Genomic DNA, 14,497 nt, shown 5'->3' with positions numbered 1-14,497 from the left:
CTGTAATTTTATTCTGTACGTAATGATCTTACCGGGTTGGCAATGGCGGCTTTTATTGCCTGGAAACTTACCGTGAACAAAGCGATAAGCATTGCAACGGTACCCGCCAGTATAAACACCCACCAGCTGATGCTGATGCGGTATTGATAGTTCTGCAGCCAGCTGTTCATAGCCCACCATGCAATGGGAAATGCCACGAGACTGGCAATGGCCACCAGTTTTAAAAACTCTTTCGATAATAAACCGGTCACACTGGCCACACTGGCGCCCAGTACTTTTCTTACGCCGATCTCTTTGGTGCGGCGTTCGGCGGTATAAGCTGCCAAACCAAATAAGCCTAAGCAGGAAATAATTATTGCCAGCAATGCAAATACCCTGGAGAATTTACTGATCAGCATTTCGCTTACAAACATTGCATTGAAACGATCGTCTACAAACCTGTATTCAAAAGGATAAGCAGGATTATCAGCTTTCATCACTGCACCTAATTTTGCGATCACTTGTTCTGCAGGCACGCTGGGTTTTGTGCGTACCAGCATCAGGTCTGCCAGTTGTGGTATGCAGTAAAACATTACCGGGTCGGCTTTGCCATACATATTTCCATAAACATAATCATTCACTACGCCCGCTACTTTTAATTGCAGGGCGCCGCCATCCATCTGCCTGCGTATGATCTTGCCGACTGCAGTTCCTTTGCCCATTAATTTTTCCAGCGATTCTGTGATAATAATGTTGAAGGTTTGAGAAAGATCAGCAGGCCTTGTACCATCTGGCGTAAATGCAACTGTATCGGTGGAAACAAAGTCCCTTCCTTCTTTAATTTTTAAACCGTTCACCTGCATAAATTCCTGGCTTACCAGGCGCTGCGATATTACCACCATGCTGTTTGGATCTTTTCCATCCCATTCCACGCTGGTGGTATTATTACCTGCAGTAATGGTTTCATGATCGGCAAGTGCTACATTTTCTGCAATGCCTGTATTGAGGATATCCTGTTTGATGGATGCATAATTTTTCAGCATGTTGCCCCTTATATTCATCTGCACCAGGTTGTCTTTGTTAAACCCGAGATTGCGGCTTTTTACATGCTGTATCTGCTGATAAATAATAATAGTACCAATAATAAGTATGATGGATACGGAGAACTGCACTATCACTAGTCCTTTACGTATAAAAGCAGCGCTGCCCGATCTGATTCTTATTCCTTTAAGTACCGATACGGGATTAAAAGATGAGAGGTACAATGATGGGTAACTGCCGGCCACCAGTCCGCAGATGATCGTCAACAATACCAACAGCAATATATGCGATGGCTTTTCAAAACCTATAGAAAGATCTTTCTGCACCAATGTATTGAACAATGGCATCGCAAGGGTAATAATTATAACTGCGGCTATGGCTGCCAGTGAGGCCATGATCATTGCTTCGCCGATGAATTGCAGTACCAGTCGCTTTTTCCCGGAGCCTAATACTTTTCTTACGCCTACTTCCCTGGCCCTTTTTTCGCTGCGGGCAGTGGCAAGGTTCATAAAATTGATGCAGGCAATGAACAAAATGATCCATGCTATTACTGCAAACAAACGCACATATTGTATGCGGCCGCCGCCGGTCATTTTTCCATTGTCAAATTCATCATACAGCCGCCAGTCTTTCATGGCAAATAAAAAGCTGTGTATCACTGAAACTTCAGCCTGTTCTTTTATTTTGATATAATCATACAATTGCTGGTCGATCTTTGCAGGATCTACACCGGGTTTCAATTCCACATAAGTAGTAGTGTTTGCATTGCCCCATTTTTGCAGGTTCTCGTATTTTTTTACCAGGGGTTCAAAAGCCATCACCCATTCAAAATGGATACTGGAATTTTCCGGCATGTCTTTTACCACACCGGTTATCATATGGGTCTCTTTATTATTGGCTACAATTGTTTTACCTACATAACTGTTCTGCACGCCAAATATTTTTTTTGCTGCGCTTTCCGTTATCACCATTGCATCCGGTTGTTGTAAGGCAGTTTTGGCATCTCCTTCTGTAAATGGTATCGTGAACATGCTGAAGATAGAAGGATCGGCGTAATTGCCTGCGGAATAAACTGCTTTTTCTCCTGTGCCCAACAACAGGTTGTCGTGCCCTTCTGTTGTTCGGCAGCTGTTGGCAATACCCGGCAGATCGGCAATAAATGCAGGCCCCATTATTGCGGGTGTGGAAGAATGTGTGAATACACCTGCATCAACCTTGGCATTTGTTTTTACGAGGTAGATATTATTTTTCTTCACATGGTTATTGTCGAAATTCCTTTCGTCTTCCACCCATAAAAAGATCAGTGCTGCGCAGGCAATACCAATGGCCAAACCGGCAATGTTTAAAAAACTGTAGCCTTTGTTTTTCCAGAGGCTGCGGAAAGTTGTTTTAAAAAAATTCTTCAACATAAAAATTATTTTTCTATTCTGTTCTTAATGATTTAACCGGGTTAGCTATCGCGGCTTTTATTGCTTTATATCCCACCGTTATCCATGCAATGATCATGGATGAGCAAATGGCTATCACAAAAACTGCCCAGCCTATATTGGTGTGAGCATAAAAACCGGATAACCATTCGTGCATAAAATAATAACCCAACGGAGCTGCAATTAAAAAAGCAATGCCTATTAATAGTGTAAATTCTTTTGAGAAAAGATATATGATGCTTTGTGCAGAAGCCCCTAATACTTTTCGTATACCTACTTCTTTTGTTTTTTGCACTGCCATAAAGGACACTAATCCAAATAAGCCCAGGCAGGAAATGAATATCGCCAATGCAGCAAATATTTTGAACAGCTGTGCAGTGATGGCTTCGCTCCTGTAAAATCTGTCGATCTTCTGATCAAAAAAAACAGGGTCGAACATATAGGTGGGATAAATGTTGCTGAATAACTGGTGCACATTTTCCATAGTATGGCCCATATTTTTTTTATCCATCCTTACCGCCAGCCATTCATAAGTACCGTATTCGGTAGTGATAGCAGTAGGTTCAGCAGCTTCCCGCAATGACTTGTTATTATAATCTTTTATCACACCAACTACCGGCATTTTTCTTGTCCAGCCCGTATAGGTCAATGTTTTTCCTATTATTTCTTCGGGAGCATGCAATCCCAATTTTTTAACCAGCGTTTCATTTACTATCATTTCCATGGTACTATCGCTGTTGAAAGGTAATCGGCCTGCTATTAATGTAAGGCCAAATGTTTTAAAATAGCCGGTATCTGCAAATTGGCTGGTAAGAAAGAAATCTTTTTTTACCGGATCATTGTCATATACAAAATCTGTTGTCCACGACCAGCCGCTGGAAGGTGAATCCATACAAAGGCTTGCCGATACCACACCCGGCACTGCTTCCATACGGCTTTTCAATAAATGATACTTTGTTTTCAAGGTACTGTCACTGGGTAAATTAATAAGCACTATTCCATCTTTATCAAAGCCCATGGATTGGCTGCGGAAAAAATTCATTTGTTTAACTACTACCACCGTACTTATAATAAGCAACTGTGCTATTACAAATTGAAATACCACCAGGCCACGGCGTAAGGAGATACCACCGGTTGATACGGCATTGATCTTACTACGAAATACCGAAATGGGATTGAAGCCCGATAAAATAATCGCCGGGTAAATTCCTGCAAGTAGTGTAACTATAATGCCGATCAATAACAGGTAAAAAATTATAGCAGGGTTATTGAACAAATTAAGCGAAAGATCTTTATGCATCAGTTCATTCAGCAATGGCAGGCCTGCAAAGGCCAGCATGCAACCCAATATGATGGAGAGTAAAGTGATCAATGCAGTTTCCAGTAAAAACTGCCTTACCAGTTGTGAACGGTTACCACCCAACACTTTCCGCACACCAATTTCTTTTGCACGGTTCACCGATTGTGCAGTAGCCAGGTTAATAAAATTGATACAGGCAACGAGCAATAAAAAAATACCGATCAACGTCATCGACCATAATTCTTTCTTTGATAGCGTATCATGTTTATAGGTACTGTAATCCTGGTTAAGGTGCATATCGGCCAGGGGCTGAAAATTCAGTTGCCATTTAAAAGCCGGATCATTTGGGTAATATTTTTTTACAAAAGGAACCAATTGCGATTGCAGGGCTGCTACCTTATGTCCTTCGTTGGCCAATACAAAACACTGGTGATCATCATTTGCATAATTCCATCCATCGGGATTTGCAAACATATTTTTGTTCAGTATTTTAACGGTAGGCAATGACCCAGCCATTCTAACGGGCAGGTCCGAATTATCGGGTACTTTTTTAAATACACCTGTAACAGTAAGGGGTATACGAAATGACCATAGCTGGATTGTTTTTCCAATGGCGTTCTGTGCATTGTCGAAAAATTTAGCTGCCAGTTCATCATCCAGTACAACGGTGTTGGGTGCAGCTAATCCATCAGCATTGCCTGCCAGCCACGTAAAATCGAATATTTTAAATAATGTAGCGTCGGCCCAAAACAATCCCCTGTTCTCTTTAAATCTTTTTTCTTCTTCCAGTCCTTTTCCGGGAATGTACACCTGCGATTGCCCCAGTCCGAAGGCATTCGCCACCTGCAGCTGCGGAAAATCAAGTCGCATGGCATCCGGCAATTGAGGAGGTACGCCACTGCTCCTTGATTTTACTTCGTTATTGCTTTTATTTAATTGTGTACTGACTACCCTGTATATCCTGTTTTTTTTGGTATTAAAATCATTGTAGCTGAATTCATTTTTTATTACCAGGAAGATGAGCAGGCTTGCTGCAATACCTACGGCGAGTCCCGTAATGTTCAACAAAGAAAAAGACCCGTTCCTTTTTATCGTACGAAATGTTGTTTTTAAAAAATGAGTAGCCATATATACGTATTGTACTTTTTTTATTTTATTCAGTCCTGAGTGATTTTACCGGGTTGGCAACTGCTGCTTTTATTGCCTGGAAACTGATCGTTGCAACCGCGATAACAACAGCCGCCAATCCTGCTAATGCAAATACCATCCAGCCAATGTTTGTTTTATAGGCAAAATCCTGCAGCCATTTATTCATCAGGTACCATGCAACAGGTGTAGCGATCGTTATAGCGATCAGTACCAGTTTAATAAAATCCCCTGCCAGTAATTTAATGATGCCCGGAACGCTTGCACCCAATACTTTTCTTACACCGATCTCTTTGGTACGTACCTGTGCGGTATAAGTTGCAAGGCCGAACAGGCCCAGGCAGGAAATGATTATTGCCATTAAAGCAAACACATTAAAGAGTGAACCCGTACGTTGTTCGGAGCGATAGAGATTATTAAAAATATTATCCAGGAAAAAATATTCAAAAGGAAAATCTGCGTTATACTGCTTCCATTTCTTTTCCGTTGCCGCGATGGCTTTAGGCGCATCTTTACCGGTTGTTTTAATATAGATGGCGCCCATATTTTTCGGATCATAGAAAAATACCACCGGTTCAATCTTATTCTTCATAGAGGCAAGATGAAAATCTTTTACGACTCCAGTGATCGTTCCTTCTCTTTCCCAGAGTTTGAATTTTTTTCCGATAGGATCTTTTATTCTGGCAGTCTGCACCGCAGTTTCATTTAAAATAAAATGTGCAGAATCTAACACAGCTCCGGTAAAAGCATTGCCTTCTTTCATCTGCATATTAAAAAAAGACATGAAATCCTTATCGATCGTCATGGGTCGCACCATCATTGTTTCATCCTTTCCTTTTCCTTCCCACCAGTTACTGCCCGTTTGCGCCCCTATACGAACAATATTGGCACTGGCCCTTGTTACATTCACGATACCTGGTTGCTTTAACAATTCGGTTTTTACTGCGTCATAGTGTTTACCCATATCACGCATAAAAAAAGCCAGTACATTTTCCCTGTCATATCCTAATTGTTTTGAGCGGATATAATGCAATTGTTTACTGATGATGAATGTACCCGCTATCAGTACTATTGAAAAACTAAATTGCACCACTACCAATACTTTACGGAATATGGCATCGCTGATCTTTGCAGAGATCTTTCCTTTCAATGCTTTCAGCGGTTCAAATGATGATAATAACAATGCAGGATAAATACTGGAAATTGCCAGTGTGCCTAACATTGTGATCCAGATCACCTGCCAGATATGATAGTTAGTAAGGTCGAATGACAATTCCTTTCCTGACAGGCCGTTGAATAAAGGCATGAGAAAATGTATAGACACTATTGCAAGTAAGGTTGCAGAGCACGAACAGCAATGCCGTTTCCACAATAAATTGCAAGAAGAGTTGCAGTCTGGCGGCACCGGCAATTTTACGCAGGCTGATCTCTTTGGCCCGCAGCATGGAACGTGCCGTGGAAAGGTTCACATAGTTGATACAGGCAATAGCCAGTATCAGTAAAGCGATGATAAAGAACATTCGCACCGTTTCCATACCGGCATCCGTACCATCTGCTTTATACAAGTGCATTTGCGGCAGCGCCTGCAGCAGGTATAATATATCTGTATCATCCGATTTATTGTGCAGGTGTATATTCCTTATCTTGTCTGCAAGGCCTGCTGTAGTAATACCTGGCTTCAGCAAAAGATAGGTCTCAAAACTGAACTGGTTAAAATCGTTGTTGATATTCTGGCCGGTTTTTCCTTCGTACATATTTTTGGCCAGTAGGGAAATGGGCAGAAAAATATCACTGTTAATGGAAGAGTTTTTCGGAAAATCTTTTATCACACCGGTTACCGTAAAGTTTATTTTGTCTTCTGCATTGATCACTTTTCCTATAGCATCTTCATCACCAAAATATCTTTTAGCTGTTGCTGCTGTTATCACGATCGAATTATCATCTTTGAAAGGTTTTTCATTATTCCCCCTTATCAATTTAAAATCAAATACCGAAAAAAGTGATGGGTCGGTGTAAGCCGTCCTTTCTTCTTTGAATACTTTGTCTTTATATTTAAACAACTCATAATTATAATTGCCTGTCAACCGTACTACATCTTTTATTTCCGGCAACTCTTCTTTAGCCATTACACCAATAGGCGCTACTGTTTTTTCCCATATCTGGGTGCTGGCGCCGGTGCCCACCCTATTCTCTAAACGATATATAGATGCCGCCTGTTTATGAAAACTGTCAAATGAATTTTCGTCCTGCACCCACAGCAATATCAATATACCCATGGTTAAACCTGCGGTCAAGCCTAAAATATTGATCAGCGTATAAAATTTATTCTTCAATAAATTTCTCCAGGCCGTCTTTACATAATTTTTAAACATAGTGATAGCTTTATTCGGAACGTAATGATTTTACAGGATTGGTCAATGCCGCTTTAACACTCTGGAAGCTTACCGTTATTAATGTGATCAGCAATGCTCCCGCAAACGACACGAGGAATATCCACCAGCTTACAGGTGTACGGTAGGTATATTTCTGTAACCAACCGTGCAGGAAATAATAAGCGAGTGGCGCTGCAACCAGGCAGGATATCAACACCAGCAGTACAAAATCCTTCGACAGCATACCCCACAGGTTCATTACCGATGCGCCCAAAACTTTTCTTACGCCTATTTCTTTGGTGCGTTGTTCCGCAACAAAAGAAGCCAATCCAAAAAGCCCCAGGCAACTGATCAGCACCGCCAGCATCGCAAAAAAGCCGGCAAGCTTGCCAATGCGTTCTTCAGCCAGAAATTTCCTGTCGTAATCATCATCCGCAAATTGGTATTCGAATGGTGCCGCCGGTACATTTTTTTTAAAGAATGCTTCGATCTTTGCAATAGATGTTGCAGCGCTTTGTGCCGGATTCAATTTCAATACAATGAAATTCGCATCTTCTCTTTTATTCAGGAAAAAGATCGATTGGTTTACAGGTTCATAAGGCGATTCCATTACCATATCTTTTATTACACCAACAATGGTAAAACTCTGTGCATGCTCCCCCTCGCCCCATTTTATCATTGTGCCCACCGGGTTTTTAATGTTCATGAATTTTACCGCCGCTTCATTTACCACGATGGATGCAGAATCAGTAAGTAAGTCCCTCGAAAGGTCCCTGCCTGCTGTAAATTGCCAGCCTACTGTTTTACCAAATTCGTGGCTTACCCAAATAGTAGCGAAGCCACCATCCAGGTTGGGATCTTTACCGGGCCATGATATGCCACCATTGTTGGACCATACCTCTGTAAGCGGACCTGATGTTTCCGCTGCTTCGATGATTGCACCTTCATTCTTTAATTGCGTGCGTACCAGCTCCAGCTTGTTTTTAAAATCTGGCGAGCTCATGTGTATCGACATCAATGCATTCCTGTCATAACCAACAGGGCGGTCTTTGCTGTATTGTATTTGCTTATACACGATAATGGTTCCGATTATCAGACTTACCGAAACGGTGAACTGCACCACCACCAGGGCTTTGCGGGGCAAGGATGCAAGGCGGCCTGCCTTAAAAGTTCCTTTCAAAACCTTTACCGGTTTGAACGAGGAAAGGTATAAGGCCGGATAACTGCTGGCAATAATACCTGCAAATAATGCAAAGCCTACACCAATGATCCAGAATAAAGGTTGACTCCAGAGTATATCCATATTTTTACCAGACATGCTGTTAAATAATGGCATCAGGGCTTTTGCTAACAGTAACGATAACACGAAAGCTAGCAGTACAACCACCAATGATTCGGTAAAGAATTGTTTGATCAGCTGGATGCGCAATGAACCGATGGCTTTGCGGATACCCACTTCTTTCGCTCTTTTTTCGGAACGGGCGGTGCTGAGGTTCATAAAATTGATGCAGGCCAGTAACAGTACAAAAATGCCGATCATTAAAAACATGTTCACGTACTCTATAAAACCGCCGGTGTTTATACCATTCTCCCATTTAGCCCTTAAATGCCAGTCATCCATCGGGTGCAGCAATATCCTTGCATTGTATTTTTTATCTTCCGGGCGCACATTATTCTGCTTGGCATTAATGATATGCCTGTTCACCGTATTAAAATTGGTGTTATCTGCAATCTGCACAAATACCTGGAAGGAATTATTGCCCCATTGCGCTTGTTCCACCGAGCGCTTCACCCAGGGTTCTGATGCTACAAACAGGCTCCAGGGTGCAATGAAATACAGTTCTTTAAAATCTGCATTCTCCGCAATATCTTCATATACTCCGGTAACTTTTACATCTTGTTTGTTGTCAATTTTTATCAGTTCATTCAAAGGATCTTTATCCCCAAAAACAGCTTTGGCTGCCGAGGCAGAGAGCAGGATGGAATTGGGGTCCTTCAATCCCTCATTGGTGCCACGGAGCATTTTAAGCGAAAGCAGTTTGGCTGCATCCACATCCATATAATTACCATTCTTCAGCACTTTTTGATCCCCATAACTTAAAATATGCTTTCCTCCCCACGAAGACATGACCACGTATTTAAAATCACCGCCATATTTTTCTTTCAACTCATTGCCCATCGGGGCCGGTAAAGACCGCTGTGTACCTACCTTTCCATTAAAGGTTTGGTGCTGCAATACCCTGGCAATGCGTTTATAATTTTTAAAAGAATGATTATAGGTCACTTCATCATATATCCACAAGCCAATAAGCATGGCTACCGCCATGCCTATTGCCAAACCACTGATGTTGATAAATGCAGATGACCTGTTCTTAAAAAGATTGCGCCAGGCTACTTTAAAATAATTCTTTATCATGGCTTTGGTTTTATTCGGTTCTTAAACTTTTTACAGGATTCATCAATGCCGCTTTGATGGCCTGGAAACTCACAGTAGCCAGTGCTATCAGCACAGCAATACTGCCCGCCAGCGCAAATACCGTCCAGCCGATATTTACCCGGTAAGCAAATTCTTCCAGCCATTTATGCATGGCGAACCAGGTAACGGGAACGGATAACGCAAATGCGATGACCACCATGTATAGAAAATCCTTTGCCAGCAAAACCACTACCTGGCCAATGTTGGCACCCAATACTTTGCGTACACCAATTTCTTTGGTGCGTTGTGCAATAGAAAAAGCCGACAAGCCCAGCAAACCAAGTGCTGCAATGATGATGGAGATCAATGCAAAAGAGGAAAATATTTTTCCCGTTCTTACTTCAGCGCTGTATACGGCTGCAAACCTGTCGTCGATAAAATTATACGTAAATGGTCCTTTGGGATTAAAGCTGTTCCATTGATCTTTGATAGTGGACAATAGACCTTCTACGCCTGCAGTTTTGATCTTTACGATCAGGCCGCCATTATTATCGCCCAGCATCATTACCAGCGGTGCTATTTTTTCTTTTACAGATGTGTAATGAAAATCTTTTACCACGCCAATGATATTATATTCATGCTGGCCGGAGGAAATGATAGATTTACCGATCGGGTCGCCTTTAAAACCAAATTCCTTTACTGCAGATTCGTTCAATACCACCGCAGCTGAATCCGCGTATTCCGGCGAAAAATATCTCCCGCTCACCATCTGCATGCCCAGTGTTTTCAGGTAATCATAATCCACATGGTATTTATTGATGTGTATCTCCGAATGCGATTCGTTGGCCAGGTTATCTTTTGCATAAGCCTGTGTGCCATCGATGGAAGGTGCGCCTACGGGCACATCTTTTGATAAAGTGGCGCTTACCACACGGCTGTCTTTTAATAATTGTTCTTTAAATGCCTGCTGATCTTTACCCAGTAAATAACTGTCGTTAATGATCAGGGCCTGCGTTTTATCATAACCCAATGATTTGTTCTGCATAAAATGCAATTGCCGGTATACCACAATGGTGGAGATGATGAGCGCAATAGAAACCGCGAACTGGAAAACCACCAGGCCACTGCGTAATTGGTTGCTGGTTTTGGGCGTGGCGTTCTTCTTTCCTTTCAGTATGCTGATGATATTGAATGATGAAAGAAAAAATGCAGGATAAGTGCCGGCCAGCAAACCTGTTACTATTACAAATGCCAGCGATGCCAATACGGCTTTGTAATTAATAAAGCTGGTAAATACAATATGCTTACCGGAAAGGTCATTAAAGAAAGGAAGCGCCAGGTATACAAAACCCAATGAAATGATATAGGAGAAGAATGTAAGCAATAATGATTCCGACAGGAATTGCAATATGAGTTGCTTTTTACCCGAGCCCATCACTTTTCGTATGCCTACTTCTTTAGAACGTTTGATAGAAGCAGCCGTAGAGAGATTGGTAAAATTTACAGCCGCCAGTAAAATGATGAAAAATGCGAGTGCGGCAAATATGTACACATATTTTATACTACCATTCACTTCCATTTCATCTTTGTTGGAAGAATAGAGATGGATCTTTTCGATGGGTTTTAAATAAAAGATAAAAGTGTTCACCGATTTTTGTGCTTCCGCAAGGCTTACGCCCATATCATGCTGCACCTCGGGCACCACATGCTTTGCCACCAGTTCAGGAAATTTTGCTTCCAGTTTTTTAGGATCGGTACCGGGCCTCAGGCGTACATAAGTATAATTGCCCACATTGCTCCAGGTTTGAACATTAGGATTATCCCTGTAACCTGTATAAATATCAAAATTAAAATGCAGGTGGCCCGGCATATCCCCCAATATACCTGTTACTTTAAATGGATTGGCCGCATTATTATTGATCACCAGCATTTTTCCCATCGGGTCGGCTGTGCCAAAATATTTTGTTGCCATGGCCTGCGATAATACCACGGTGTGCGGTTCCCTCAATGCAGTGGCTACATCGCCTTTTTGCAATGTGATAGAGAACATTTGTAAAAAATTCGAATCCACAATACCGATCGCAGGTTCTTTGAATTGCTGGTTATCGTATTTTACAAATACATTTTTCCAGTTAAGTACTCTTGCAAAATCCATTATTTCAGGATAAGCATCTTTCATACCCCTGCCCACGGCTACATCCGGAGCAGAATAAAAATCCTTGTTCTCCAGGTTGATCTCTACACGATAAATATCTTTTGATCCCGGAAATTGATCATAGCTCAGTTCATTGTATAAAAATGCACTGATCAACAGGCAGCAGGCAAAACCTATTGCCAGCCCGAAAATATTGATGGAAGCAAATGCTTTGTTCTTAAGCAAATTGCGGAAGGCGATCTTGAAATAGTTCTTTATCATGGCTAATGGTTTATTCTGTTCGTAAACTTTTAACAGGGTTGGCAATGCCTGCTTTGATCGCCTGGAAACTTACCGTTAACAAAGTGATCAGTAATGCACCTGCTGCTGCTGCACCAAATATCCTCCACGAAAGGTTTGTGCGGTACGAATAGCTTTGCAGCCAACTGTGCATAAAATAATACGATGCCGGTATGGCGATCAAAAGTGCAATGCCTACCAGCAGTACAAAATCTTTCGAGAGCAAACCCCATACATTCAATACGGATGCACCTAATACTTTTCTTACACCAATTTCTTTTGTTCTTTGTTCAGCAATGAATGATGCCATACCGAACAATCCAAGGCAACTGATAAAAATAGCAAGCAATGCAAAAAAGCCTGCAAGCTTACCAATGCGTTCTTCACTGCCGAATTTTTTGGCATAAGCTTCATCCGAAAACGTATAGGTAAAAGGTTGACTGGGGTTGAATTTTCTAAATACTGATTCTATTGCTGCAATGGATTGATGGGCGCTTTGTACAGGATTGAGTTTTATCGATACAAAAGATTCATAGCCCCCGGATAAAACAAAGATCGTTGGCTTTACCGGTTCGTAAGGCGATTGCATCACCATATCTTTTGATACACCTATCACGGTAACGGTTTCATCAAACCAGCGTACCTTCTCTCCAACAGGATCTTTGAACCCCATAAATTTTACGGCCGATTCGTTCAGTATTATTCCTGATGAATCCGATGGAAAATCTTTGGAAAAATTTCTTCCCGCAACGATCTGCCACCCTACCAGTTTTGGATAATCAAGCGATATATTCTCTCTTAAAAAATCAACTGCAAGATTGGGATCTTTTCCTTGCCAGCTGATGCCGCTGGTGGATGACCATATGCCGGTAAGCGGGCTGCCTGATTCTGCAACAGCCATCACAGCGCCAGTTTTTTCCAGCTCAGATTTTACTGTTTCAAAGTGATCGTGAATTTCGGAAGTATTCATCGGCATAGTAATGATGCCATTATTGGTAAAGCCTAATGGCCTGCTCTTACTGAATTGTACCTGACGGAACACCACCAGTGTACCAATGATCATGGCTGCAGAAATAGAAAATTGTAATACCACCAAAACCCTCCGGGGTAATGCAGCATATCGCCCTGCTTTGAAAGTGCCTTTCAAAACTTTTACCGGTTGAAATGAAGAGAGATACAATGCAGGATAACTTCCTGCAATGATGCCGGTGAATAAAGTGAAACCGATACCCATTGCCCAGAAATAAAAATTATTCCAGGGTATCTGCATGCTCTTATCGGAAATGCTGTTAAAGAAGGGCAGTATCAGTAAGGCAAGTAGAATGGCAATTGCAAATGATAAGAAAACCATCGTCATCGATTCCATAAAGAACTGGTAGATGAGCTGGCTGCGTACCGAACCAATAGCTTTACGTATGCCTACTTCCTTGGCACGTTTTTCACTTCGTGCGGTACTCAGGTTCATAAAATTGATGCAGGCCAGCAATAACACAAAAATGCCAATGATACCAAACATCCATACATATTTAATAGCGCCACCCACATTTACACCGTTTTTAAAATCGGCATACAAATGCCACTTGTTCATTGGCTGTAAAAATATTTCGGGTTTCTTTTTGGCCAGCTCTTTATTAACGTTGTTTAATTTGGCATCTTTAATTCTTGCTGATACAGTTGCTGCATCTGTATTTTCTGCCAGCTGTGTAAAAATATTAAATGCATTGGGCCTCCAGGGATCACTGGCTGTTCTTATCCACTCTGTGTTGTTCAGGAACAATTGCCAGGGTGAAATAACCTGCAGTCCTGCCAACATACTGTTAGCCGGCAGATCTTCGTATACACCCACTACCTGTACATCGATCTTATTATTCATCTTCATGGGCTTATTCATCGGATCTTCATCACCAAAAAAAGCTTTGGCCGCAGATTGCGACAGCATTACAGAAGATAATTCCTTTAATCCATCCCTGCTGCCCCTGATCATCTTCAATGAAAAAAGTTCAGGACCTTCCGGTTCCATATATATACCGCTCTCCATTAATTTTTTATCTCCCGCACTCATGATGCGGTCACCAAGGTTGGTACTTAATACCACGTATTTGAAATTGCTGCCGTATTTATTGCGCAGCTCAGCAGCCAGCGGGTAAGGTATGGCCGACTGTGTGGTGGTTTCGCCGTTGTTGGTAAGATTTTGTTTTACCATTGCAATACGATCGTAATGCTGGTGGTATTTATTATAAGACAGTTCATCCCATATCCACAATCCTATCACCATTGCAACCGCCATGCCCGCAGAAAGGCCGGCAATATTGATAAAGGAATAGGCTTTGTTATTCCGCAGGTTCCTGAAAACGATCTTCAAATAATTTTTTATCATGGGGT

Annotated in this window: 7 protein-coding genes; all 7 read right to left on the bottom strand. The window is 41.8% G+C overall.

Translation table 11 applies throughout. From position 1 onward, the window contains the following. Positions 1-8: 8 nt before the first annotated feature. Genes QM738_RS10240 through QM738_RS10210 form a run of 7 tightly spaced genes read right to left on the bottom strand, consistent with a single transcriptional unit; the run spans position 9 to position 14,492 of the window. A complete protein-coding gene (locus tag QM738_RS10240; RefSeq protein WP_462276597.1) occupies positions 9-2,429 on the bottom strand; it encodes an ABC transporter permease in 2,421 nt (806 codons plus the stop codon). A 13-nt stretch (positions 2,430-2,442) separates the two neighbouring features. After that, positions 2,443-4,875: an ABC transporter permease gene (locus QM738_RS10235; RefSeq protein ID WP_462276596.1), complete on the bottom strand. Its 2,433-nt coding sequence runs from the start codon at positions 4,873-4,875 to the stop codon at positions 2,443-2,445. A gap of 25 nt (positions 4,876-4,900) precedes the next feature. Continuing rightward, on the bottom strand, positions 4,901-6,199 hold the full coding sequence (locus QM738_RS10230; RefSeq protein WP_462276595.1) for an ABC transporter permease: 1,299 nt from the start codon (positions 6,197-6,199) through the stop codon (positions 4,901-4,903). Then, positions 6,147-7,265, bottom strand: a complete 1,119-nt coding sequence (locus QM738_RS10225; RefSeq protein ID WP_462276594.1) for an ABC transporter permease — start codon at positions 7,263-7,265, stop codon at positions 6,147-6,149. Before QM738_RS10225 ends, QM738_RS10230 begins: the two co-directional genes overlap by 53 nt. Before the next feature lie 10 nt (positions 7,266-7,275). Further along, on the bottom strand, positions 7,276-9,681 hold the full coding sequence (locus QM738_RS10220; protein WP_462276593.1) for an ABC transporter permease: 2,406 nt from the start codon (positions 9,679-9,681) through the stop codon (positions 7,276-7,278). A gap of 10 nt (positions 9,682-9,691) precedes the next feature. Next, the gene (locus tag QM738_RS10215; RefSeq protein ID WP_462276592.1) at positions 9,692-12,097 is read right to left on the bottom strand and encodes an ABC transporter permease; all 2,406 of its coding nucleotides are present in this window, start codon (positions 12,095-12,097) and stop codon (positions 9,692-9,694) included. Positions 12,098-12,107: 10 nt separating this feature from the next. After that, positions 12,108-14,492, bottom strand: a complete 2,385-nt coding sequence (locus QM738_RS10210) for an ABC transporter permease (protein WP_462276591.1) — start codon at positions 14,490-14,492, stop codon at positions 12,108-12,110. Between the last annotated feature and the right edge of the window lie 5 nt (positions 14,493-14,497).

This window comes from Ferruginibacter sp. (genome assembly GCF_049840995.1).
Classification (GTDB): Bacteria; Bacteroidota; Bacteroidia; order Chitinophagales; family Chitinophagaceae; genus Ferruginibacter.
Note: the sequence above shows the minus strand (reverse complement) of the source record. Positions and strands in the feature narration are given on the sequence as shown.

Excerpts from the sequence above, each read along its gene's own strand:
- QM738_RS10215 (WP_462276592.1), bottom strand. The coding sequence starts at position 12,097 with ATGATAAAGAACTATTTCAAGATCGCCTTCCGCAATTTGCTTAAGAAC.
- QM738_RS10210 (WP_462276591.1), bottom strand. The coding sequence starts at position 14,492 with ATGATAAAAAATTATTTGAAGATCGTTTTCAGGAACCTGCGGAATAAC.
- QM738_RS10240 (WP_462276597.1), bottom strand. The coding sequence starts at position 2,429 with ATGTTGAAGAATTTTTTTAAAACAACTTTCCGCAGCCTCTGGAAAAAC.
- QM738_RS10235 (WP_462276596.1), bottom strand. The coding sequence starts at position 4,875 with ATGGCTACTCATTTTTTAAAAACAACATTTCGTACGATAAAAAGGAAC.
- QM738_RS10220 (WP_462276593.1), bottom strand. The coding sequence starts at position 9,681 with ATGATAAAGAATTATTTTAAAGTAGCCTGGCGCAATCTTTTTAAGAAC.
- QM738_RS10230 (WP_462276595.1), bottom strand. The coding sequence starts at position 6,199 with ATGCCTTTATTCAACGGCCTGTCAGGAAAGGAATTGTCATTCGACCTT.
- QM738_RS10225 (WP_462276594.1), bottom strand. The coding sequence starts at position 7,265 with ATGTTTAAAAATTATGTAAAGACGGCCTGGAGAAATTTATTGAAGAAT.